The organism is Fimbriimonadaceae bacterium (assembly GCA_023957775.1).
GTDB lineage: Bacteria > Armatimonadota > Fimbriimonadia > Fimbriimonadales > Fimbriimonadaceae > JAMLGR01.
Genome location: JAMLGR010000016.1, coordinates 1 through 23,811, shown reverse-complemented (window position 1 = coordinate 23,811; position 23,811 = coordinate 1). Strand labels below are relative to the sequence as shown.

The following is a 23,811-nucleotide window of genomic DNA, read 5'->3' as shown; positions in this document are numbered from 1 at the left end:
GTTCGCGCACTCCCAAGGGTTTTCGGTTACCCTGCTTCTATGCGCCGCTTTGTTGGGCTTCTCCTTATCGCCGTCGCTGCGTTCGCCAGCCAACCCTCCGACCGGCCGCAGTGGCCGCAGCCGATTGTCAACGGTGCGCTGGTGCTGGGGGAGGGGGCCGGGGCTCGGGAGGCGTTCCTCGCCCGGTGCGGTCCCGGCGCCAAGTTGCTCGTATACACGTCCGCCCCGGCACTTGACAAGCCGTGGTCGGACGTGGGAGCCACGCGGGCCGAGGGGCGGCCCGACCTCGCCGCGTTCCGCGGGGTGTGGATCGAGCCTGGTACCGCGCTGTTGCCGGACGCGTACGCACGCATTTCCCAAGCCAAGGCGGGCGGCACCGTGGTGGGCGGTGGGCTCGACCTGGCCATTGGCGGCTCGCTCGCCGAAGGCGCCGCCTGGGTGACGCGGTGGAACGGCGACGAAAGCGCGCTGCACGCGGCGGCCGCCCCCGGCCGCTTCGCCGTGGGTGTCCCCAAGGGGGCGGCGGTGCAACTCGACGGCCGCACACTGACTGCGAGCGAGACGTTGGGCATCGCGTTCGCGGCGGGACCGGGCGGCAAGGCGTCCGTCGAGCCCCTCCCCGCCGGTGCGAAAGCGGACTGGATCGCCCTCCGCCGCCGTGCCATCGAGCGCACCCTTCCCCCCTTCCCTCCGGCGGTAATGCCCCGGCCGAACGTTCCTCGCGGCACGCTGTTCATCGTGGGAGGCGGAGGCATGCCGGACGGGCTCCTCGAACAGTTCATCGAGGCCGCGGGGGGGGCCGATGCGCCGATCGTGTTCGTGCCATGCGAGTTTGCCGAGACGATCCCCGAGCCCGCGTTCGTCGGCGTTCTCCGCCGCGCGGGTGCCAAGGACGTCACCTGGATCCATACCAAGGATCGGTCCAAGGCCGACACCGACCCGACGATCCTCGACAAGCTACGCCGTGCCAAAGGCATCTGGTTCGGCGGCGGCCGCCAATGGAACTTCGTGGACTCGTACCTCGACACGGAGGCGCACAGGCTGATGTTGGACGTGCTGGCCCGCGGGGGCGCGATCGGCGGCTCCTCCGCCGGCGCGTCGATCCAAACGCAGTTCATGCCGCGCGGCGATCCGCTTGGCAACACCAATATCATCGCCCCCGGCTACGAGCGCGGCCTCGGGTTCTTGCCGGGGTGTGCCGTGGACCAACACTTCACGCAGCGAAGCCGCCACAAAGATATGACCACGCTGATGAAGGCGTACCCCCAGGTGCTGGGCATCGGGATCGACGAGGCCACCGCGCTCGTGGTGCGAGGCTCCGTGGCCGAAGTCGTCGGCCGCGGCCACGTGTTTGTCTACGACCGCCGCAAGCCGGGGCCCGCCGAGGGGCCGGACTATGAGGAGCTGAAGGCGGGCGCACGCTACGAGCTGGCGGAGCGGCGCACGCTCAGGGAGGGGGGGGGATTCACGCAAAGAACGCCTTGAAGGTGATTCTCACGCAAAGGCCGCAAAGGCCGCAAAGAACGCAAAGGACGCTGTGAGGGGGGATTTCACGCGGAGGCGCAAAGGCGCTGAGGAGGCTTGGATTCAGAGGGGCCTCTCTTCATGGCGTTCTTTGCGCCCTTTGCGTGAGAATCCCCTCATATCGTTCATGGCGCCCTTTGCGTGAAACCCTCAGCGACTCTGCGACTCTGCGTGAAATCCCCCCTCATAGCGTCCTTTGCGTTCTTTGCGTGACATCCACCTCAGCGCCTCAGAAAACCCCGAGTGGCGCGAACTTCTCTCCCAGCACCAGCTCCGAATCCCCTCCCATCCACTGATCGAGCGTCGTTGCGTAGGCTTGCCGGAAGTCGATGCTGAACTTCAGATCGCCGTCGGCCAAATCCTCGAGGTTGGGCTTCGAGCCGTGCAGGCCGCCCTTCACGTTCTTGCCGATCAAGAACATCGGCGCCGCCGCACCGTGGTCGGTGCCGCCGCTCGCGTTCTCGAAACTTCGGCGCCCGAACTCGGAGAACACGAGCACGATGACCTTGTCCGCCTTGCCCACGGCTTCCATTTCGCGCTGGAACGACCGGATCGCGTTCCCGAACCCCGTGAGCAGCCGCTCCTGCGTCTCCGCTTGCTTGGCATGCGTGTCGAATCCACCGGCGCTGAAGTAGACCACCCGGGTCGCAGGAGACGTCGCGACGAGCTGCGCGATCTGCTTGAACCCCTGCCCGAACGGGTCGTTCGCGTAGGTCTGCTTCGGGGCGTAACCCTGGAGCTGCTTGCTGAGCACCGCCATCGCATCGAGAGCGGTCTTGCTCGCCTGCTGCACGATGCGCTGATCCGATCCTGGAGGCGCGTCCGGTCCCTGGATCTGGCGCAACATCCGCTCCACATCGGGGTCGCCGACCATCGACTGGATGTCCGCCAGGCTGGCGAAGCACGGGATGCTCGCGACCTTCGCGTTCAAGGCCAGGGGCTTGTCCGTCGAGAGGCCGAGCGCGACCACGGGATTCAGCGGCCCGCTGGCGGCCTGCTGGTCGAAGTACCGGCCGATCCATCCGTTGCGCACGGTGGTCGTCGGGCTGGCGGTCTGCCAGATCTCCATGCTCTTGAAGTGCGAGCGGTTCGGCCGGGGGTAGCCCACGTTCTGGATGACGGCGACTTTGCCTTCCTTGTAGAGTTCGGCCAATCCCTCGAGACCGGGGTGGAAGCCCATGGCGTCCGACAGCTTGAGCACCTTGTCCTCGGGGATCCCCAGGGTCGGGCGCAGATCGTAGTACGTCTTGTCGGCGTAGGGGACCACCGTGTTCAGGCCGTCGTTCCCCCCCGAGAGCTGGCACACGACGAGGACCGTGTCCTTCGCGGGCACGCCGCCCTTCGCCATCCGCATGACGTCGGCGTGGGCGATGGTGGAAAGCCACCGCGGCGCGGTCAATCCGACGGCGATCACGCCGCCGCGCTTCATCAGGTCTCTTCGGGACAGTTTTTCACTCAAGGACGGTCACCCCACTCATTCTATGCCAGGAAAGACGCGCAAGCGGGGCGCGCGTTCAGTGAACGGTAGACTCGGCCCATGAAGCCCAGTATTCGCGGCGCCGATGCGTGGATCGCCTCCGGCCTGCTGGCGGTGCTGACCCTCTCCGTCTTCTGGGTCCTCCAGTACTACGGACCCGAAAGTGCCATCCGGCGATTCCACGTCGCGACGCTGAGCGGCGACCTCGCCGAGCTGCAGCAGGTGACGTCCGAGGACGTCGGAGACCCGGCCGTCCTCTCGCTTCGCGAAAAGGTCTATCTGATCGCCAAGGCCGGCGGAACGTTCGAGTTGGGCCGGATGGGTTTGGACGGTCGGTCCGTCACGGCCGAGGTGCGGTACCGCATCCCGCGGCTGGGCATTCTCGTCACGGTCTGGCTCGTTCAAAAGCCCCCGTCGGACAACCATTGGAAGATCAACGCGACCCGGACGCTGGCGAATTTCCGCGCACTCGGATTGTAGGAGCGGGCCCGCCCGGCACCTCGAACCCGGCGTCCAGAGGCTACAATGAGGCCACGTATGAAGACCGCTGGCCGCGTAAGCCCGCTGCTGATTCTTGGAGTGGCCTCCATCCTGGTTCTCGCCTTCTTGCTCATGCAGTCCTCGAGCACGCCTTCCGGCGTTGCGGCCGAGTTCATGACGGCCTTGGGCAAAGGCGATGTGGACGAGCTGATGCGCGTCTCCTACGCCCCCGGGCGCGACGAGGCGGAGATGCGCAAGGAGTGGGAGTTCGCGGTCAACGTCGCGGGCCTGCACTACCGCTTCGCGTACCGGATCCTGAACTCCAAGCAGGCGGACGACAAGAACGCGTCGGTCAGCCTCCACGTGTTTCGAAACGCCGACTTGGACAGCACGTACGGCGAGAAGTATGAGATTCCCATGGTGAAAGTAGGAGACGAGTGGAAAGTGGACGCATTCGGACTGAACCGCGAGATGTACCCGGGGCTGCCGCGATGAGCGCAGCCGCCGCAACGGGAGCTCTGCAGTCGAAGTGGGATGCCGCCCAAGCCGCCGCCATGAACGAGGTCGAAAGGCTCGTCTACCGCTCGAACCTCTTGGGTTCGGACCCGAGGATCACGAACTACGGCGGTGGGAACACGAGCGTCAAGGTGACGGAAACCGATCCGCTCACGGGCGAGGACGTCCGCGTGCTGTGGGTCAAAGGCTCGGGCGGGGACCTGGGCACGATGCGCAGGGCCGGGCTCGCCAGCCTCTACCTGGACCCCGTGCTCGCCTTTGAGAAGCGGTACCGGGAGGGCCTGGCCGAGGACGCGATCGTCGCCCTCTACCCCCTTTGCAACTTCAACCTCAATCCCACGGCGTGCAGCATCGACACCCCGTTGCACGCGTTCGTCCCCAAGGCCCACGTCGACCATCTGCACCCGGATTCGGTGATCGCCATCGCCGCGGCGGAAGACTCGGAAGCCCTCACGCGCGAGGCGTTCGGCGGCCGGATCGGATACCTGCCGTGGAAGCGCCCCGGCTTCGAGCTGGGACTCATGCTCCGCGACCTCATCGAGGCGCACCCGGATCTCGACGGCGCCGTGATGGGCTCGCACGGACTCATCTGCTGGGCGGACACCGCGGAGGCGTGTTACGCCCTTTCCCTCAAGCTCATCAACCAGGCCGCCGAATTCCTCGAAAGCCGGTCCAAGGCCGAGCCCTTCGGCCCGATCGTCCGTCCGGCTCGCCGAGACGATGCCCGGGAAGCGCTCGTGGCGCTCGTGCCCAAGCTCAGGGGGCTCGCGGCGCACGAGGGCAAGCGCCTGATCGCGGAGATCGACACAAGCGACGCGACCCTGGACTTCCTCGCCCGCGAGGCGATGCCGCGGCTGGCAGCGCTCGGCACGAGCTGTCCCGACCACTTTCTACGCACCAAGATCCGGCCGTTGGTCCTCGGGGGCGACACGGACGACGCGGCCTTGGAGCAGGCGTTCGAGGCGTACCGCGCCGAGTACGCCGCCTACTACGAGCGCTGCAAGCGGTCGAACTCGCCGGCCATCCGCAATCCCAACCCGTCGGTGATCCTCGTCCCCGGACTCGGGATGATCGCGTTCGGCAAGAACAAGAAGGAGGCCCAGGTCACCTGCGAGTTCTACCAGCGGGCGATCGAGGTCATGCGGGGCGCGGAGGGTGTTTCGAAGTACACGGCCCTTCCCGAGCAGGAGGCGTTCGACATCGAGTACTGGCTCCTCGAGGAGGCGAAGCTGAAGCGCATGCCTCCGGAGAAGGAGTTCAGCCGCCAGGTGGCCGTGGTCACCGGCGCCGCCCAAGGCATCGGACGGGCCACCGCGATGCGCCTGGCCTCGCTCGGCGCGTGCGTCGTGGCGCTCGACCTGAACGAGGAGAAGCTGAAGGAGACGGTCGCCGAGATCGACGGGGCGATCGCGGTTCGCTGCGACGTCACCAGCGCCGACGCCTTGCGCGCGGCCTTCGAGGAGGCCATCCTCCAGTTCGGCGGCGTGGACGTGGCGGTGGTGAGCGCCGGCAACGCCCGACGTGGCACCCTGCTCGACACCTCCGACGAGGACTACGCGTTCCTCAGCGACCTGCTGATGCGCGCGTACTTCGAAACGGCGCGTGCCGCCACCCGGATCATGGTGCGCCAAGGCACCGGCGGATCGGTCGTGTTCGTCGCGTCGAAGAACGCGGTGGCCACGGGTTCGAACGCCGCGATCTACTCGGCGGCCAAGGCGTTCGAGCTGCACCTGATGCGCACCGCCGCCAACGATCTGGCGAAGCACGGCATCCGGTGCAACGCGGTGAACCCCGACGCGGTGCTTCAGGGTTCGGGCATCTGGAACGACCAGTGGAAGACCGAAACCGCCGCCGCGCTCGGCATCCCGCCGGACGGCCTGCAGGAGTACTACCGCAACCGCACGCTGCTGCACGTCGAAGTCTCCGCAGACGACGTCGCCCAGGCCATCGTTTGGCTTGCCAGCGAGGCGCGCTCCAGCCGCACCACCGGCGCCGTGATCCCCGTGGACGGAGGCATTCGTGAGGGATTCCTCCGGTAACGCGGGCGCGGTCGCGATCGACCTCGGCGCCACCTCGGCGCGCTATGCCGCCGGCTGGCTCGTCGACGGCCGCATCGAGTTCGAAATCGTGCGCCAGGTGCCGCACGCGCCGATCGAGCGCGACGGGCGCCTCGAGTGGGACATGGACACGCTCCTGGCGCTGTGCCGGGAGGCCGTGCAGTATGCGGACGCCAAGTTCGCCACCGCGAGCGTCGGCATCGACTCGTGGGGGGTCGACCACGGGTTCCTGGGGCCCACCGGCGACCTGCTGGCCGCCCCGGTCTGCTACCGCGACCGGTCGCACGAGCGTGCGCTCGCGCAGCTCGACTCCGAGCAGGATCGCCTCTATGCCCTCACCGGCATCCAGAAGCAACCGTTCAACACGCTCGTCCAACTGATGGCGCGGCGCCAGGAGGACCCCACGCTCCCCGACCGGGCGACGTGGCTTTTGCTTCCCGATCTGTTCGCGTACCTGCTCGGTGGGCTGCCGGGCTCCGAGATCACCCACGCGTCGACGACCCAACTGCTCGGCCTCGACGGCCGATGGAGCGCCGAGGCGTTCGAGATCGCGGGCTGGCCCGTCCCCGATCGGCAGCCCTCGCTCCCGGGCGCACTGATCGGACGGGCAACCGAGACGGTCACCGTCGCGCGGGTGGCGGGCCACGACACCGCATCCGCTGTGTGCGGATTGGGCGCGCTCTCCGAGGAGCAGGCGTTCTTGAACGTCGGCACGTGGTCGCTGTTGGGAACGGTGCTCGACCATCCTCTCGTGGATCATGCGGCGGCTGCCGGGAACTTCTCGAACGAGCGCGCGGCGGACGGACGGGTGCGCTTCCTCAAGAACATCCCCGGCTTCTACATCATCAACCGGCTTCACGAGGAGTTGGGCGTGGAGGGGACGGTGCCCGACTGGCTGGCGCGAGCGGACCGAAGCCTTCCCCAGCGCATCGACGTGTTGGACCCCGCGTACTTCAACCCGCCGTCGATGCTCGAGGCCATTCGCGAGCGCATCGAGGGCGCGCCCGCGACCCCGCAGGCGTGGGCGGGGCTCGCTTTGATGAGCCTGGTCGAGACGACGGCCCAGCAACTGCACGAACTGGAGCAGGCGACCGGACGGCGGTTCAACCAGATTCGCGCCAGCGGGGGCGGCTCGTCCAGCGCGGCGTTCTGCCACGCGCTGACCAACGCCACCGGGTGCACCGTTTCGGCCGGGCCGGCCGAGGCGACGGTGCTCGGCAACCTCGCCACCCAGTTCCTCGCCAAAGGCTTCTTCTCCGACACCAGCGAGCTGGCCGAGTGCCTGGCAGCCAGTACGGAGATGACGCACCACAGGCCGAGAAGCTGAGAGTCGTTTGTCGTTGCCAAAGAAATGCTAGTTCGTTTGATGCTTACGTGCTTGTGCGACGCCTTCGCCGGAGAGGTGGGGATCGCCGCCGTGCGCGTGCTCGAGGCCGCGGGGTGCGACGTGGAATTCCTCGACGCCCAGACGTGTTGCGGGCAGCCTCCCTTCAACTCGGGCGATTGGGACGCGGCGCGCACGGTCGCGCGGCGCACGGCCGCGCTCTTCCAGGGGGACGTGCCTGTCGTCGCGCCTTCGTCCTCCTGCACGGCGATGATGCGCGAGGGTTACGCGATGCTCCTCCCCGGGGAATCGACACCCTCGACTTTCGAGCTGGTCGAGTTCCTCGTTCGGGAGCTTGGCGTGACGGCTTGGCCCCCGTCGCCGGGGCCGGCGATGGAACGCAGCATCGCGTTCCACCGCGCGTGCCACGGGCGCGGGCTGCACCTGGGCGATCTCCACGAGCAGCTGCTCTCCACGGTGCCCGGCCTGCAGATGCTCCCGTTCGCGCAGGTCGAGCAGTGCTGCGGGTTCGGCGGGGCGTTTGCCGCCACGCACGGCCCCATCAGCGCGGGTATCGGAATGGAGAAGCTCGAGCACCTGCTCGCCTCGGGAGCCGACACGGTGGTAAGCGGCGACATGGGCTGTCTGTTGCACCTGCGGGGGCTGATCGAGCGCCACGGGCTGGCGATGCGCACGCAGCACGTCGCCCAGATCCTTGCGGAGGCGGTTCCCCAGTGAAGCGCCCCCCCATCGTGGAAGCCTCGGCGGAGATGCCCACCTCCACGCGGCGGGCCGTCGGCAAGTCCGCGGCGCACTACACCGCCGCGCGCGTCGGCGCGCTGCCCAGCGTCTTCGACGACCCCGAAGCGGCCCGAACCAGGGCCGCCGAAATCAAACAGGGCGTGCTGGACCACCTCCCGGACCTGTTGGAGCAGCTCGAAGCGGCGTGCATCGCCAGCGGCATCCGGGTGCACCACGCGCAGGATGCGGCCGAGGCGAGGCGGCTCGTCATCGAGATCTGCCGCGCGGCCAGCCCTGCGGGCGGGGTGGTCGCCAAAGCCAAATCGATGGCCACCGAGGAGATCGGGCTCAACGCGGCGCTCGAAGAGGCGGGATTCGAACCTGTGGAGACCGACCTGGGCGAGTTCGTGGTCCAGATCGACCACGACCATCCCAGCCATATCGTCGCGCCGATCATCCACAAGACCAAGGAGGATGTGGCGCGGTCGTTCGCGCGCGAGGGTCTGGGCGAGTACACCGAGGACCCCGAGGCGCTCACCAAGCAGGCCCGGGCGCACCTGCGCGGGAAGTTTCGCTCGGCCGCGATCGGGGTGAGCGGGGTGAACTTCGCCATCGCCGAGACCGGCCGCCTCGCGCTGGTGGAGAACGAGGGCAACAACCGGCTTTCCACCACGGCGCCCGACGTGCACATCGCCGTGATGGGCATCGAGAAGATCCTGCCCACCGAGGAAGACCTCGCGTTGTTCCTTCCTCTTTTGGCCGCGTCGGCGACCGGCCAGTCCATCACGACCTACGTGCACTTCGTTTCGGGCCCGAAGCGGGGGGACGAGCCCGACGGGCCGCGCGAGGTGCACCTCGTGCTGCTGGACAACGGCCGTTCGAAGGTGTTGGCAGGTCCCTACCAACGGATCCTGCTGTGCATCCGGTGCGGGGCGTGCCTGAACGTGTGCCCGGTGTACCGCCAAGTGTCGGGGCACGCGTACGGGCACGTGTACCCCGGTCCGCTTGGGGCGGTGTTGGTGCCGGCGATGGAGGGCGTGGAGCAGTTCGGGCACCTCGCCAAAGCCTCTTCGCTGTGCGGCGCGTGCGAAGAGGTGTGCCCGGTCAAGATCCCGATTCCCGAAATGCTGCTGCGCCTTCGCGCCGAGAGCAAAGGCGACTCCTGGGCGGCGTTTGCTGCGGGCGCGACGCATCCGTCCCTGTGGCGGTCGGGCCTGCGCCTGCTGCCGATGGCCCCGAAGGTCGGCCCGCTGAAGGCCTGGTCGGAGTTTCGCGAGCCCCCGCGGCGCGAGGGTCGGGAGTTTCGGAAGTGGTGGCACAGCCGATCGCCCGTCACCCCTGCCCGGTCGGTGGAGAGGGAGCCCTCTGTTGAGCACGCGGCGCCTCGAGAGTCTCAGCAGGAAGGCGCTTCGGATGCGGAGGCCCTCTGGGCGCGGTTCCAAGCCCAGTTGGAGAAGCTCCAAGGGCGGATCGCTTCGCTGAAGGAGCTCGAGCGTCTTGCCGGGCCTTGGTGGGTGGACGGGGACGCGGCGGAGCGTTGCCCGTGGACGAGCACGACCGACGATGTGTGGGAGGCGAACGTCGGCGTTTCGCTCGCGGTGTGCGCGATCGCAGAGACGGGGAGCGTCGTGCTCGAATCCGGCCCGGCGAAGACGAGGCTCGGTGCTCTGGCGCCACCTGTGCACGTGATCCTCGTCCCGCAGGCCCAGATCGTCGCAACGTTGGCCGAGGGCATCGCGCGGATGAGCGCGCGCACGTCGGTGATCGCCACCGGCCCCAGTCGAACCGCGGACATCGGCGGCCACCTGATCCGCGGCGTCCACGGCCCCGGCGAGGTGATCGTCGTCCGCATCTAGCCCATGGGGCAAACTGGGGCATGTTGTGCGCCTTGGTTTCGCTGTTCCTTGCAGCCGTTCCCTTCACGCTCGACGCCCCCGACGCGAAGGCGGTGTCGTGGGTCGGAGATTTGACCGGCTGGGGAGCCGCTCCGCGCCCCATGACGCGGGACGGCGCCACGTGGTCGATCCTCGTGGAGCTTCCCCCGAGCGGGCGCACGGAGTACCAGTTCATCGTCGACGGCAAATGGACCCTCGACCCCAAGAACCCGCTTCGCGCTCCCAACGGGCTGGGCGGCGAGAACAGCGTTTGGGAGGGACCGGATTACCCGCACACGGCCCTGGCCGCCGACCCCAAGGTGCCGCTGGTGCGCACCGAGTTTTCGATCGAGAGCAAGTTCGTGCCCGGGCGCAAGGTCGTGATGTTCGTGCCTCCGGGCGCCCCGAAGGAACTGCCGATCCTGGTCTACGCGGACGGCGAGCCCTACGAGTCGCTGGCCAGGGCGCCGCACATCGTGAAGAACCTGATCGACGCGGGCAAGATCCGCACCGTCGTGCTGGTCTTGGTGCCTCCCGCCGACCGCGCCAAGGAGTACTGGCACGACTCCGAGCCGTACAGCCGGTTCGTGGTGGAGGAGCTGCTTCCCGAGGTTCGAAAACGGGCGCCCTGCTCGTCCCGCGCGCAAGACGTGTTCCTCGGTGGGGCGAGCCTGGGCGGCGTGATCGCCCTGCGAACGGCCGCCGCTTATCCCAAGGCCGTGGCAGGAGGCATCCACTCGCAGTCGGGGGCGTTCTGGGTCGAAGGCAAGGACCCGTCGTGGCCCGTCGACAAGCTCGCCAAGGGGCTGCGCGTGTTCTGCGATTGGGGGACGTTCGAGCCCCAGATCCCCGCCTCCAACGCATCGCTGGTCGCCGCGCTGAAGGCCAAGGGGGTGGATTGCGCCACGTTCACCACGCCGGAGGGCCACAACTGGACCGCCTGGCGCGAGCGGATGGAGCGCGGCCTCGTGTTCCTCCTGGGACGGTGATCGTCTATCGATTATCGTTTGTCGTTTGTCGTTTGTCGTTTGTCGTTGATCGAGAGAGTCGTTGGAGGAGTTCCTCGATGGGTAGGCCGATGACCGTGGAAATCTCTCCCTCGACCACCTCGGCGAAGGCGGCGGCGCCTCCTTGAATGGCGTAGGCGCCCGCCTTGTCCATGGGCTCGCCGGTCGCTGTGTAGGCCTCGATTTCGTCCGCGGCCAGGGCTCGAAACCGCACGCGCGAGGTCTCGACGAACGTGTCCCGGCCGCCGGGCCAGCGCAAGGCCACGGCCGTGATCACGACGTGCTCGCGGCCGCTCAATCGCGCGAGCATCGCGCGGGCGTCCGCGACGTCGGCGGGTTTGGCGAGTTGCTCCCACGCGCCACCTTCCTCGAGTGCGACGACGGTATCGCCGGCGATCACCAGGGCTTCAGTGTGGCGGGATGCCACGACCTCGGCCTTCGCGTCCGCCAGGCAGCGCGCTGTTTCCCAGGGGTCCGCGCACGTCAGGGCGTCCTCGTCCACCTCGGCGGGGTCGGTGTCGAACTCCGCCAGGTGGTGTGCCAGCAACTCCCGGCGCCGCGGCGAGGCACTCGCCAAGACCACGGGCCACGGGAACTCAAGCATGGCGAGAGTTTGGCAGGGGTGCAGTTCGCTTCGCTCACAGCCCCTCACCCCCTTCCCCCTCTCCCCCGGAGGGGCGAGGGGGTTCTTCTCAGCGACTCTGCGACTCTGCGTGCCTCTCCCTATCCGCAAACCACAAACCACAAACCACAAACCACAAACCGCAAACCGCAAACCGCAAACCGCAAACCACCTGACGCGGAACCCGTCCCCTCCGCCACCCGTTCTCCTATTGATGGCTGCCACAACAACAACCCTCTCTCGATTGGCCGCGTTTCTGCTTCTGGCAGGGACTCTCGTGGGGTGCGCGGGGGTGGATTATTCGCCCGACGGCAAGCAGCTCGCGTTCACGTGGCCGCTCGGCAACGACTCCCGGCTAGCGGTTATCAATGTCGACGGCGGCGGGTTCAAATACGTCTCCTCGACGGCCACCATGATCCCCAACTGGGCGCCGGACAGCAGGCGCATCGCGTTCGCCAACAACGAAGGCGTCGCGGTCTTGGACACGCAGACGGGCAAGTCCCAACTCGTCGTGCCCGACGGGGGCCCGATCGTCGCGTGGGGCCCGGATGGGCGGAAGCTGGCTACCTTTGCAAAAGGGGAGCCGGGGACCGACGTCGTCTGGTACGACTTCGACGCCAAGGCCATCACCCTTCGGGCGAAGGTGCCGGGTCTTGAGAAGGCGGAAGACGTGATGCCCGACCTCGTGTGGATTCCGCGCAACTCGGGCCTTGCGTTCGTGGCCAGCGTGGACAAGGCCGCCGACGTGTATCTGATGGAAGCCGGCGAGGTCAAGAAGATCACGACCACCGGCGATGTGGTGGGGCTCGCCCTCGATCCGGGAGGCCAACGGCTGGTGTGGGCCCGTCACAGCCGAAACCCCAAGTACATCCTGCTCACTCTCTACTCCTTTGATCTCGTGAATCGTTCGGCGCAGCGCCTCCCGTTCCCGGAGCGCGTGCCTGGGATCAACCCCGATCCGCGCACGGGCCCCGCCGAAGTCGCCTGGGTCTCCTTCTCCCCGACGCTCGAGCGCATGCTCGTGTGGACGTCGGCGGACGCGCCCCAGCCGCCCGCCCCGAGGCCCGACGACCTTGTGTACACCGTGAACCGGGCCGGCACCGAGTCCGCCATCGTCGGTCGGTCACCCCACGGCGGAGGCAAGGAGGCGATCACCCACATCGCGTGGTCGCCCGACGGCTCCCAGATGGCGGGTTTGTGGACCGGCAAGGACACCGCGCGCCTCGAGACCCGCAACGCCGATGGAACGGGGGCGCGCACGCTGCGCAGCTATCGAGGACTCGGGGGGCGTTGATCGTCCTTCGTTTGTCGTTTGTCGGGTGGGGCCTTCGGCTAAAATGGAGCTAACCCCCCGGAGATAAGGACCCCGAATTTGAGAGTTCCCTTCTACGACATCAAGGCGCAATACGACGAACTGAGCGAGACTCTGGACCGCACCGTTCACGAGGTGGTCTCGAGCGGCGCGTATGTGATGGGCAAGCACCACAACGCGCTGGAGCAGGAGCTGGCGGCGATGCACGGCGTCAAGCACGGGATCGCGGTGAACAGCGGCACGGACGCGCTCCGCATCATGATGGACGCGGCGGGCATCGGCCCCGGCGACGAGGTGATCACGACGGCCTTCACCTTCGTGGCCAGCGTCGAGACGATCGTCCAGACCGGCGCGACGCCCGTGTTCGTGGACATCGACCCGGCCACGTTCAACATCGATCCCGGGAAGATCGAAGCGGCGATCACGCCCCGCACGAAGGCGATCCTGCCGATCCACCTGTTCGGCCAGCTCGCCGACGTGGAGGCGATCGGTGCCATCGCCAAACGACACGAACTCCTCGTGCTCGAAGACGCCGCCCAGGCGGTCGGCTGCACGCACAACGGCTTGGCGACCGGCAACTTCGGGCTTGCCGCGGGCTTCAGCTTCTACGTCACCAAGAACCTCGGCGCCGCGGGCGACGCGGGGATGATCATCACCGACGACGACGCGATCGCCGCCGCCTGCCGCTCGATCCGGGTCCACGGCATGGGGCGCGAGCGGTACTACTACGACCACATCGGCTACACGAGCCGAATGGACGAGATCCAAGCCGCCATCCTGCGCATCAAGCTCACGCGTCTGGGGGTGTGGAACGCGCGCAGGAACGAGCTGGCGGAGATCTACTTCGAGCGGTTGGCCGACACCGAGGTCGTCCTTCCGATCACGGCCGCCGGCAACAACAACACGCGGCACCAGTTCAGCATCCTCACCGACCGCCGCGACGCGCTCCAGGCCCACCTGAAGGAGCAGGGGGTGGATTCGATGATCTACTACCCCGTCCCCCTTCACTACCACGAGCCGTATCGGCGGTTCGGCGGCGGTCAGGGCAGCCTCCCGGTGACGGAGGACATCTCGCTGCGCGTGCTGAGTTTGCCGATCCACCAGCACCTCTCGAACGAACAGGTCGAGTTCGCCGCAGCACAGGTGGCCGCCTTTTCCCAAACCGCCTCGCGGGCGTAGGGGACGGGAGACGGGAGACGGGAGACGGGAGACGGGAGACGGGAATCGGGAATCGGGAATCGGGAATCGGGAATCGGGAATCGGGGGCGTTATGCATATCCGCGTTTGCGATAGTCCCCTTTGGCCCGCCGAACTTGGCGAAGCTTGGCGATCGCTGGCGGAGGACTCGCCGGAGGCCACGCCCTTCCAAACGTGGGAGTGGCAGTCGTCCTGGTGGAGCCAGTACGGCCGGGGGAAGCGGGCGCACATCGCGCTCTTCCACGAGGGCTCCCATCTCGTTGGACTCATGCCGCTCGTGCGCACCTCGGGGCCGTGGACGGCCCTGCGGGCGATGGGCGGGGGCCCGTCGGACTACCTCCACCCCCTCGCGCGACCCGGCTACGAGGAGGCGGTGGCCGAGCACCTGGTCGAACACGTTCGGTCGGTCCCCGGCATCGACCTGATCGACCTCCACCAGGTGCGCGACGACCGCGTGCTCGCGCGGGCCTTGCCCGAGTCCACGGCGATGGCGCAGGCGCGTTGCCTCGTGCTGGACCTGCCCTCCACCTACGACGCGTTCCTCCAAACCCTCTCGAAGAGCCTTCGCTACGACGCGCGCCGAATGGACAAGCCAGCGTTCGCGGCCGGTGGGGCGTCGATCCGGACGCTCGAGGCGGACGAGATCGCCGAGGGACTCGACGCGTTCTTCGAAACGCATCGGATGCGGTGGCGCAAGAGGGGGCTGCCGGGCGCGTTCGTCGGCCAACGCATCCAGCGGTTCCATCGCGACTGGGCGTCGTTGGCGGCGGCCAAGGGCTGGATCTGGCTTTCGGTTCTCGAACTCGAGGGGCGGACCGTGGGCACCCTCTACGCGATGCGTCTCGGGGAAACCTGCTATTTCTACCAGGCAGGATTCGACCCGGTCCACAGCGCGATGTCGCCGGGAACCGTGTTGGTGGCGCACACGGTGCGGCGCGCGATCGAACACGGGGTGACGCGTTTCGACTTCCTTCGGGGAGACGAGCCGTACAAACGCCGGTGGAAACCGCAGCACGCGCACGAAAACCTGCGGTACCTCGAAGCGCGAGGCTCCCTGAGGGGACGACTCGCCCAGGGATGGAACGAAACGGGCGCCCGCGTGGAGGGCAAGATCCGCGATCGGCTCGAGGGAAAGAGCCTTCGCTGAAGGACCCGCGACCGGCACGTGGGGGCCGTGGAAACGGTTATAGTCTTTGAACCGACAACCCATGGTCGCAATCGTCATTCCCGCATACAACGAAGAGCAGCGCATCACCACGGTTCTGAGGGCGGCGCTGGCTTCGAAACTTGCCGACGAGGTGATCGTCGTGAGCGATGCGAGCCGCGACCGGACCGCGGAGGTCGCCCGCCGATTCGACGGGGTGCGGGTGATCGAACTTCCTTTCAACATGGGCAAGGGCGGCGCGATGTCGGCGGGCGTGGCGGCCACCCAGGCAGACGTGCTGGTTTTTGTGGACGCCGATCTGCGCGGTTTGCGCGGCGAACACATCGACCAGATCCTGCGCCCGCTGCTCGACGGCCATTGCGATATGTGCATCGGCGTGTTCCGCGGCGGCAAGTTTTGGAGCGACACCGCGCAGCGGATTTCCCCGTACATCAGCGGGCAACGCGCCATGAAACGAACCTTGTTCGAGTCGATTCCTTTCCTCGGCGATTTGAGGATGGGCGTCGAGGTGACGATCAACACCTACGCGAAACGCGCTCGCGCGAGGATCGTCCGCGTCGTCCTTCGCGGCGTCAGCAACACCCACAAGGAGCGCAAGCTCGGCTTGGTCAAGGGAACGGCCGCCCGTGCAAAGATGTACAAGGAGATAGCGCGCGCGATGATGCGCATGCGCCGAAGGAGGAAACCGTTTCGTGGCCGTTTGTTCAAATAGTGTGTTGCTGGGCGCCGCCCTCTGCCTGGCGGGATGCGCGTCTCACGCGCCGACGCCCGTCGCGGACAACTGGACGGCGGTCCCCGTGGTGGCCGACGACGCCCGCCGCGTCCTCGTCGTCGTGAACGAGGCGAGTCCCGAGAGCGTCGAGGTCGCCGGCTACTACATCGCCAAGCGGAAGATCCCCAAGGAGAACGTCCTGCGGGTGAAGTGTTCGACGCAGGACAACATGGAGTACGACGAGTTCGAGAAGGCGCTGCGCAAGCCCATCAAGGACAAGATCTACGACAGCAAAAACCCGATCGATTTCGTGCTCCTCACCAAGGGCATTCCGATCCGGCTCCACTCCAACGGCGGCTATTCGGTCGACGGACACATCGCGGCGATGGACCTTCCCGTCGAACCGATCGACAAGCCGGAAGGCGCCCAGGTGCGGCGCAGCCTCAACCCCTACTTCAACAAGAACGACTCCTTCTCCCGCGCGAAGTACGACTTCGTGCTCGTCACGCGGTTGGACGGCTACACGGTCGCCGACTGCAAGCGCCTCGTCGACAACTCGGTGGATGCGAAACCGGAGAAGGGCCCGTTCTTCTTCGACGAGGCAGGGAACCGCAACGGGGCGGGTTATGCCGACATGCAGCAAACCCTCGCGCGGGCGGGCGAGATTCTCAAGGCGAAGAACTTCGACGCCGAGGTCGAAACCACCAAAACGTTCGTCGCCCCGGCCCGGAGGCTCGCGGGCTACGCGAGCTGGGGAAGCAACGACGGAGCGTTCGACCCCGAGGCGTACCGCAGTCTCCAGTTCAAGCCGGGCGCACTCGCCGAGACGTTCGTCTCCACGAGCGGCCGCACGTTCCACCCAACGACGGGCGGGCAGAGCCTGATCGCCGACCTGATCGCGAACGGCGTGACGGGAGTGAAGGGGTACGTCAGCGAGCCGTTCACGTTCGCTTTGGCGAAGCCGGACATCCTCTTCGATCGGTACACGAGCGGCTTCACGCTGGCGGAGAGCTTCTACGCGGCCTCGCTCGTGATCAAGTGGAAGGACGTGGTGATCGGGGACCCGATCTGCCGTCCTTACGCCCCGAAGTAGGGCTCACGCGCGGCGCATCAGCACGATGAGGAACGGCGCGCCGAGCAGCGCCGTGACGATGCCGACGGGAATGCCGTCGGGCGTGGCGTGCCGCGCCACGATATCCGCCGAGGCGAGAAGGGCCGCGCCGATCAGACCCGAGGCCAGCATGGACCAGCGCCAGTCCACGCCCGTGAGGCGCCGCGCGATGTGGGGCGAGACGAGCCCCAGAAAGCCGATGATGCCCACCGAGCCCACGGCCACGGCGGTCATCGCCGTGCCGGCCAGGAGCACGGTCCGCTTGAGCCGCTCCGTATCGACCCCCAGGCGCTGCGCGCTGGACTCCTCGACCGCAAACGCGTTCAGCGCCCTCGTTTGGCGCACGAGCGCGAACCCTCCTCCGCCCAGCGCTGCCGCGAGGATCGCCACGCGGTTCCAGTGAGCGGGGCTCGTGCTCCCCATCAGCCACCGAAGCACCTGGTTCGTGTCGCGGCCCGAAGCGAGAAGCACGAGCATCAGCACCGCGGACAGAAGCGCGCCCAGCACGACGCCCGCCAGAAGGAGGGCCGTCACATCGACGACCCCGCGCCGGCGCGAGAGGTGGAACACGGCGATCAGCGCGAGCAGGCCCCCGACGAACGCGCACGCCATCATGCCCAGCCCGGCCCAAGCGACCCCGATCCCGAGCACCAACGCCAGCGCGCCGCCCACGGCGGAGCCCGAGGAGACGCCCACGATGTAGGGATCGGCGAGCGGGTTGCGGAACAGGGCTTGGAACGCCGACCCCACGATGCCGAGGATCGCCCCGACGAGCACGCAAGTGAGCGCTTCGGGCAGGCGGATGCGCCACACGATCACGTTGATGCGCTCCCCGGTGTCCCCATGGAGGATCTCCCGAAGCACGTCTCCGGGCGCGATGAACGTCGTGCCGCTGCCGATCCGCACGAGCAGCACGACGAACGCCGCCACGCCCAGCACGGCCAACAAGGAGACCGGCGCGCGGCGCGCCGAAGGGGCGGTGTCGATCGTCATGCGCTTCCTGAACCGAAGGGCCGATTATGGCCCAGCAAAGCCGCCCGGCGACCACGGGGCGAACGGGCCCGCTCGGTATACTCGGTGGGTTGAACACGCCGCGCCTCTCCGCTCGGGCGGGACATCTCCAACCCTCCCCCACGTTGGCGATCACGGCCAAAGCCAAGGCCATGCGCGCCGCCGGCGAGGACGTGATCAGCCTGGCCGCCGGCGAACCCGATTTCGATACGCCGCCCCCCATCGTCGAGGCGTGCATCGCCGCCCTCCGGGCGGGATTCACCCGCTACACGCCCACCCCGGGCATTCCCGAACTGCGCGAAGCGGTCGCGGCAAAGCTCAAACGAGAGAACGGCGTGGCCGTGGAACCGGCCCAGGTCGTCGTCAGCTCCGGTGCCAAGCAGTGCCTGTTCAACGCGCTGATGGCCACGGTCGGCCCCGGCGACGAGGTCCTGCTGCTGGCGCCGTACTGGCCCACCTACGCGGACCAGGTCGTCTTGGCCGGCGCGACCCCTGTCGTCGTGCGGACGCGATTGGAGAACGGGTTCGTGCCCGATCCCGAAGAGATCCGCGCGGCGGTGACGCCCAAGACGCGCGCGATCATGCTGAACTCCCCCTGCAATCCGACGGGGGCCGTGTACGACCGCGCGGTGTTGAAGGCGATCGCCCAGATCGCGCTGCGCCACGACCTGTGGATCCTCTCGGACGAGATCTACGAAAAGCTGGTGTACGAGGGCGAGCACGTTTCGATCGCCTCGCTCGGGCAGGACGTGGCGGACCGGACCGTGACGATCAACGGGTGCAGCAAATCCTACGCGATGACCGGCTGGAGGGTGGGGTACTGCGCGGGTCCGAAGGCGCTCGCCTCGACGATGGCCGCGATCCAGGACCAGGTCACGAGCAACGCGAACTCGTTTGCCCAAAAGGGGGCGCTCCAGGCGCTGCAGATGCCCGAGGACGCGGTGGCCGCGATGCGGGACGAGTTCCGTCGGCGGCGGGATCTCGTGCTCGTGCAGTTGCGCGCGATCGAGGGCGCCCGGGTCTTCACCCCGCCCGGCGCGTTCTATGCGTTCGTCGACATTGGCAGCGTGCTCGGCCCTCGATGCACCGACGATCTCGCGCTCGCGGAAACGTTGCTCTGCACCTACCGGGTCGCGACCGTGCCGGGAACGGTGTTCCACGCGCCGGGCCACCTGCGGTTGAGCTACGCGGCCAGTCTCGACGACCTGAACCGCGGCGTCGCCCGCATCGCCGAGGGCTTGCTCGCACTCCGATCATGATTCCCAAGTCGATTCCCCTCAAGAGCCTCGACACCTTCCGCCTGGCGATGCGCCACCGCTCGGCCGCCGAGAACAGCGTGCGCGACAGCTACGAGCGGTTGGAGTTCTTCGGGGACTCGGTGCTCGGACTCATCGTGGCCCAATACCTCTACGAGAACCACCCCGATTGGGACCAGGGCATGCTCAGCAAGGCGAAGTCCAGCGTGGTGCAGGAGGGTCCTCTGGCCGAGACCGCCTTCCGCCTCGGCTTGGACGCCTATCTGGAGCTGAGCGCCAGCGAGGAGTCCACCGGCGGCCGGTCGCGCCCTTCGATCCTCGCCGACGTGCTCGAGGCGATCATCGGGGGCGTGTACTTGGAGTCCGGCATCGAGGCGGCGCGCTGGTTCGTGCTCGAGCAGCTTCAGTCCTACCTCAAGCAGGTCAGCGGCGGGGACGTCAACCCGCACGACTACAAGTCCAAGCTCCAGGAGGCGGCGCAGGCCACGTGGCGCAAGACGCCGCTCTACCGCATCGTGAAGGAGACCGGCGGCTCGCACGAGAAGCGGTTCGCGGTCCAGGTGTTGTTCGACGACGAGGTGATGGGCGAGGGGCGAGGGCGTTCCAAGAAGGAAGCCGAGCAGGCGGCGGCGCAAGACGCGTTGGAGCTGATCGAGAGCGCGTTGCGGGCCCGGCAAAAACTCGAAGACCCGTACGAGCACGAGTAGCGCGGCCGAACATTGGCGCCTGGCCTGGAGTCGAAAGAACGGGATGGCACGAACCGGGAACGACGGGGTAGTTTTGAGGGGCTCCCGTTGATTTGTTGTGGTTGCGATGAGAATTGAAATGAAAGCCGTTTTCTTGTTCGCCGCGATCCTTGTTGCGGCCTTGGGCTACGGGCAGCGCCCGGAACGCAATTCGTTCCTCAACGAGAAGGTGACGTCGGTGCGTTCATTGATTCACCAGTTCGACACGGATCCCGTGGTCCGAGACCGTTTCCGTCGGCACTACGCGATGAGCGACGACGAGATCCGATCGTACTTTTCCACTTTGCGTCTCGCCAAGCTGAAGAAGCCGGGCATCTACCGCGTGTTCGGCGTGCCCGAGACGGGTGTGATCCACGCGACGATGCAGAAGCTTCGGAAGGGCTCCGTGCTGCTCGTCGAGTTGGACGGCACGCCCGCGATGCGTTTGTACTGCGGCAATCCAATGACGCTGGGCCCCGCGGACGCCACCTCGCCGAACGTGATGGACGCCGAGGTCCTTCCGCGGCGCCGGGTCACCATGCGCGAGCTCGAGGCGCCCGAGATTCCGGCGAGCGCCGATTTCGGCCCGAACCCGGAGATGGAGCCGACGGTCGGCCCGGTTCCCGACCACCCCCTGCCGACGCCTGCCCAGCCGACGACCACGGAGACGACGGGCACCAGCCCGGCAGACATCGTGCCGCCCGGGCCGAGCTTCAACCCGCTCTCGATCCTCCCGCTCCTCTACGTGGCGACCCCGGTAGGGCATACAAAGAACGCCGTCCCCGAACCCGCCAGCGTGCTGGCCGTGACCCTGGGTGTGGGCGCGCTGCTGATGAAGCGACGGAAGGCGTGAGGCGTGAGGCGTTGGGCGTGGAAACCCTCATCCCATTGCGCCCTTTGCGTTCCTTGCGTGCAACCCCTCCGCGCCTCAGCGCCTTTGCGTGCAACTCCCCTAAACTTCGCGAAGCTCCTCCGCGGGATCCTCGTTGAAGCTGGTGTGGCCCGCCTCGGTGCACGTCACGATGTTCTCGATGCGCACGCCGAACCGGCCGGGCAGGTAGATGCCGGGTTCGATGCTGAAGCAGTGCCCGGGTTCCAGCCGCTGCTCGCTGCCTCCGATGATGTTGGGCTCCTCGTGGACGCGCGTGCCGAGGCCGTGGCCGGTGCGGTGCACGAAGAACTCGCCGTAGCCCGCATCCTCGATGACCTTGCGCGCGGCGGCATCGACGGTCCCGCATGCCACACCCGCGGCGATAGCCTTGCGGGCGGCGTGGTGCGCGGCGAGCACGGTCGCGTAGACCTTCTTCGCCTCCTCAGGCGCCTTGCCGCACGCGACGGTCCGTGTGATATCACTTTGATATCCGCCCACTTCGCACCCGAAGTCCATAACGACCACGTCGCCCTCTTGGATGGGAGTGGCGTCGCTGAGGTGGTGGGGTTCGGCGCCGTTCGCGCCGGTCGCCACGATCGCGAAGGTGGGCGTCCCGCCCAGGCGCCGCATCTCGGCGAACAGGGCATCGGCGACCTGGGCCTCGGTAGCGCCGGGCCGAACCGCGGCGACGCCTGCGGGGAAGGCGCGATCCGCGATGGCACCCGCCTGGTGGAGCAGCGCCAACTCCTCGGGCGTTTTCACGCGCATGAGGTTGGCGACCAGCCCCGCGCCGGGCTTGAAGAGGGCCGCGGGTAGAGCCGCTTGGATCGTGAGCAGCAGGTGCGCCGGCATCTCGTCATCCACGGCGATGATCGCCGAGCGGAGATTCCAATCGTCGGCGAGCTGTTTGAAGTGGGCGACGGGATCCTCGCCATCCTTCCACGGCCGGATGTCCGCGATGCCCGAGCGAGCGGCCTGGGTGGCGGAGAGCGCCGGGCAGATCAGCCGGACGGTCCCATCGGCGCGCAGTGCCAGGGTGAGGAAGCGCTCCCCCGCGCCTTCGGAGAACCCCTGCAGATACCCCATCGTCGTCGGCGACCACGCCAAGAACGCATCCACCCCCGCCTCGCGAAGTTCTCCCGCCAACCGCTCCATCCGATCCGACCCAGTCGCATTCATGAGGGAATTGTAGCTTCGTGGTCCCGATCTTCGATTGCCCTTCGGCGGGATCTTCGATTTGTGGTTTGTGGTTTGTGGTTTGTGCCTCAGCGTGAACCCTCCCCCATAGCGATCTTTGCGTTCTTAGCGTGCAACCCTCCCCTCCCCTATAGCGCCCTTAGCGTTCCTTGCGTGCAACTCCCCCGATCGAAGCCCTCTGCGCCTCCACGTTCACCCCCAGCGAGCGGAACCACGGGAACAGGTCGCGCCCGATCGCCGCGGAGAGCACGGCCACACAGTCGTCGGCCGTGTAGCGTTGGATCCGCGCGGGGTCTGCGAGCCGCCGCTTGGCCCGGAAGTACCGCGCGAGGATGTCCGGGCACTCTTTCCGCAGCTGCTCCCAGATCCACATGGGTTTCGCCATCTGCACGACGTGCGGCGCCTTCTCGTCCAAGAGGTCGAGCGCGTCGAACTTCGGATCGAGTTTGCGCGCGCCCTCCAGCCACTGGTTGAGCGAGGCGTCCGCGTCGGCCTCGAGCCCGAGTTCGCGGCCCAGCAGGATGCCGACATAGGTGGCAAGCCCCTCGTTCCACATGGGTTCCGCGAAGGGGAGCACCCATGAGTGCGTGGCCTCGTGGCCGATGAGCTCGGCCATGCCGTACTGCTTTTCGGGGAAGCCGCCCCACCACACGGCGATGCCGATGCGGTCGCCCGACGAGAAGCCCCCGCCGTCGGTGGGAAGCAGCAGGAACCGGGCGAGCGTGCCCTTGGCGGGCGGGACGCCCAGGAGTTTCTCCTGCAGTGGCCGGATCTTGCGGTACATCGCGAACACGTCCTCGGCGTAGGGCTTGGTGTAATCGGTGTATTCGAGGGTGATGCCGTCGCGCTCTTCCGCGTGCTCGGCCCAGCTCGTGCGGGGGCGCTGCGCGGGGTCGGCGGGCTTGCCCTTGGCGAGGTCTTGGAGGAGCGGGGTCCACCACTCGGCGTTGATGGGGTCGGACGCGTCGGGCTTCTGCCCCGCGAGGCCGCGCGCGGCGAGGAGCAGTTGGCCTTTGCCGACCGGCCGCCGGGCGAGGAGCGGGTGGCCTGCGCCGTCGCGCAGGAGGACCTTCCACCGGGCGGGCTCATCGAGGCGGAGGGTCTTGCCGGCGCGCAGCACCACGTCCCGCGCGTGGAGCCCGGGATCGGCGACGGGGGTGCCCGAGGCCGCGACGTCCGCGAACTCCGCGCCGAACGCGCGGGCGAGTTCGTTGAGCCGGTAGCCGGTCTCCTGGCGGAACCGCGCGTAGTCGCCCAGCACGACCACGCCTCCACCGACCTCGAGGAAGCCGCGCACTTTGGCGATGTCGTCGGGCGTGTAGGGGCAAGGGGTCCCTCCCGAGGAGAGGACGAGGAGGTTCGCGCCCGTCAGGTCGCACCGCGCCAGCGTGCCCCAGTTCCGCTCATCGACGCCGCCGGGCAGATACTGCCTCGCGAACCGGCCATCGAAGTAGAACGTGAACTCGTGGCCGATGTCGGTCACCGAGTGGATGAGGGGCGCGGGTCTGGGCGTGGAGACCATCGACAGCGCCAGCAGGGCGAGCGGAAGCACCAACATGTCCCATGATGGCGCACCCGGTACAATGTCGCCTACGATCTGCCGGATCGTCTAATGGTAGGACAGCGGTTTTT

21 protein-coding genes are annotated in these 23,811 nt (G+C 67.6%); 16 read left to right on the top strand and 5 right to left on the bottom strand.

Going from position 1 to position 23,811, the window contains the following annotated elements; genetic code table 11:
- The first annotated feature begins 39 nt into the window (after positions 1-39).
- Positions 40-1,485 (top strand): cyanophycinase, encoded by a 1,446-nt coding sequence (locus M9921_12995; GenBank protein MCO5297766.1) that lies wholly within the window; start codon positions 40-42, stop codon positions 1,483-1,485.
- Positions 1,486-1,753: 268 nt separating this feature from the next.
- Here M9921_12995 and M9921_12990 read toward each other — a convergent pair whose 3' ends face one another.
- On the bottom strand, positions 1,754-2,983 hold the full coding sequence (locus M9921_12990; protein MCO5297765.1) for a DUF1501 domain-containing protein: 1,230 nt from the start codon (positions 2,981-2,983) through the stop codon (positions 1,754-1,756).
- A gap of 78 nt (positions 2,984-3,061) precedes the next feature.
- Here M9921_12990 and M9921_12985 point away from each other — a divergent pair, with 78 nt between their 5' ends.
- Genes M9921_12985 through M9921_12955 form a run of 7 tightly spaced genes read left to right on the top strand, consistent with a single transcriptional unit; the run spans position 3,062 to position 10,982 of the window.
- Entirely contained in the window at positions 3,062-3,481 is a 420-nt protein-coding gene (locus tag M9921_12985) for a hypothetical protein (protein ID MCO5297764.1), read from the top strand.
- A gap of 57 nt (positions 3,482-3,538) precedes the next feature.
- Positions 3,539-3,976 (top strand): hypothetical protein, encoded by a 438-nt coding sequence (locus tag M9921_12980; protein MCO5297763.1) that lies wholly within the window; start codon positions 3,539-3,541, stop codon positions 3,974-3,976.
- Positions 3,973-6,036, top strand: coding sequence for a bifunctional rhamnulose-1-phosphate aldolase/short-chain dehydrogenase (locus M9921_12975; GenBank protein MCO5297762.1), 2,064 nt, complete (start codon positions 3,973-3,975; stop codon positions 6,034-6,036). Before M9921_12980 ends, M9921_12975 begins: the two co-directional genes overlap by 4 nt.
- Positions 6,017-7,381, top strand: a complete 1,365-nt coding sequence (locus M9921_12970) for an FGGY-family carbohydrate kinase (protein ID MCO5297761.1) — start codon at positions 6,017-6,019, stop codon at positions 7,379-7,381. The genes M9921_12975 and M9921_12970 overlap by 20 nt, the downstream gene beginning before the upstream one ends.
- Before the next feature lie 39 nt (positions 7,382-7,420).
- A complete protein-coding gene (locus M9921_12965; protein MCO5297760.1) occupies positions 7,421-8,116 on the top strand; it encodes a (Fe-S)-binding protein in 696 nt (231 codons plus the stop codon).
- Positions 8,113-9,975, top strand: a complete 1,863-nt coding sequence (locus M9921_12960; GenBank protein MCO5297759.1) for an LUD domain-containing protein — start codon at positions 8,113-8,115, stop codon at positions 9,973-9,975. Before M9921_12965 ends, M9921_12960 begins: the two co-directional genes overlap by 4 nt.
- A gap of 20 nt (positions 9,976-9,995) precedes the next feature.
- Complete coding sequence (locus tag M9921_12955) at positions 9,996-10,982, top strand: alpha/beta hydrolase-fold protein (protein MCO5297758.1); 987 nt, start codon at positions 9,996-9,998, stop codon at positions 10,980-10,982.
- 4 nt (positions 10,983-10,986) lie between these two features.
- Here M9921_12955 and M9921_12950 read toward each other — a convergent pair whose 3' ends face one another.
- Positions 10,987-11,604 carry a Maf family protein gene (locus tag M9921_12950; GenBank protein MCO5297757.1) on the bottom strand — a complete coding sequence of 206 codons (618 nt, stop codon included), beginning with the start codon at positions 11,602-11,604 and terminating at the stop codon, positions 10,987-10,989.
- A gap of 232 nt (positions 11,605-11,836) precedes the next feature.
- Between M9921_12950 and M9921_12945 the strand changes: the two genes are divergently transcribed.
- The 5 genes from M9921_12945 (at position 11,837) to M9921_12925 (ending at position 17,101) form a co-directional block, all read left to right on the top strand.
- Positions 11,837-12,916 carry a hypothetical protein gene (locus M9921_12945; GenBank protein MCO5297756.1) on the top strand — a complete coding sequence of 360 codons (1,080 nt, stop codon included), beginning with the start codon at positions 11,837-11,839 and terminating at the stop codon, positions 12,914-12,916.
- Positions 12,917-12,994: 78 nt separating this feature from the next.
- Positions 12,995-14,113 (top strand): DegT/DnrJ/EryC1/StrS family aminotransferase, encoded by a 1,119-nt coding sequence (locus M9921_12940; protein MCO5297755.1) that lies wholly within the window; start codon positions 12,995-12,997, stop codon positions 14,111-14,113.
- A 91-nt stretch (positions 14,114-14,204) separates the two neighbouring features.
- On the top strand, positions 14,205-15,278 hold the full coding sequence (locus M9921_12935; GenBank protein ID MCO5297754.1) for a GNAT family N-acetyltransferase: 1,074 nt from the start codon (positions 14,205-14,207) through the stop codon (positions 15,276-15,278).
- 61 nt (positions 15,279-15,339) lie between these two features.
- Complete coding sequence (locus M9921_12930) at positions 15,340-16,008, top strand: glycosyltransferase family 2 protein (GenBank protein MCO5297753.1); 669 nt, start codon at positions 15,340-15,342, stop codon at positions 16,006-16,008.
- Positions 16,009-16,012: 4 nt separating this feature from the next.
- Positions 16,013-17,101 carry a TIGR03790 family protein gene (locus M9921_12925; protein MCO5297752.1) on the top strand — a complete coding sequence of 363 codons (1,089 nt, stop codon included), beginning with the start codon at positions 16,013-16,015 and terminating at the stop codon, positions 17,099-17,101.
- Between the two features lie 3 nt (positions 17,102-17,104).
- Here M9921_12925 and M9921_12920 read toward each other — a convergent pair whose 3' ends face one another.
- Positions 17,105-18,112 (bottom strand): iron ABC transporter permease, encoded by a 1,008-nt coding sequence (locus M9921_12920; GenBank protein ID MCO5297751.1) that lies wholly within the window; start codon positions 18,110-18,112, stop codon positions 17,105-17,107.
- 89 nt (positions 18,113-18,201) lie between these two features.
- Between M9921_12920 and M9921_12915 the strand changes: the two genes are divergently transcribed.
- The 3 genes from M9921_12915 to M9921_12905 all read left to right on the top strand — a co-directional run bounded on the left by M9921_12915 (position 18,202) and on the right by M9921_12905 (position 20,964).
- Entirely contained in the window at positions 18,202-19,389 is a 1,188-nt protein-coding gene (locus tag M9921_12915) for a pyridoxal phosphate-dependent aminotransferase (GenBank protein ID MCO5297750.1), read from the top strand.
- Positions 19,386-20,093: a ribonuclease III gene (rnc, locus tag M9921_12910; protein MCO5297749.1), complete on the top strand. Its 708-nt coding sequence runs from the start codon at positions 19,386-19,388 to the stop codon at positions 20,091-20,093. The genes M9921_12915 and rnc overlap by 4 nt, the downstream gene beginning before the upstream one ends.
- Before the next feature lie 118 nt (positions 20,094-20,211).
- Positions 20,212-20,964, top strand: a complete 753-nt coding sequence (locus tag M9921_12905; protein MCO5297748.1) for a PEP-CTERM sorting domain-containing protein — start codon at positions 20,212-20,214, stop codon at positions 20,962-20,964.
- A gap of 99 nt (positions 20,965-21,063) precedes the next feature.
- On the opposite strand, the gene M9921_12900 is transcribed toward M9921_12905, so the two are convergent.
- Both M9921_12900 and M9921_12895 read right to left on the bottom strand, forming a co-directional pair.
- On the bottom strand, positions 21,064-22,161 hold the full coding sequence (locus M9921_12900; protein ID MCO5297747.1) for a Xaa-Pro peptidase family protein: 1,098 nt from the start codon (positions 22,159-22,161) through the stop codon (positions 21,064-21,066).
- Positions 22,162-22,318: 157 nt separating this feature from the next.
- Positions 22,319-23,737: a hypothetical protein gene (locus tag M9921_12895; GenBank protein ID MCO5297746.1), complete on the bottom strand. Its 1,419-nt coding sequence runs from the start codon at positions 23,735-23,737 to the stop codon at positions 22,319-22,321.
- Positions 23,738-23,811 lie beyond the last annotated feature (74 nt).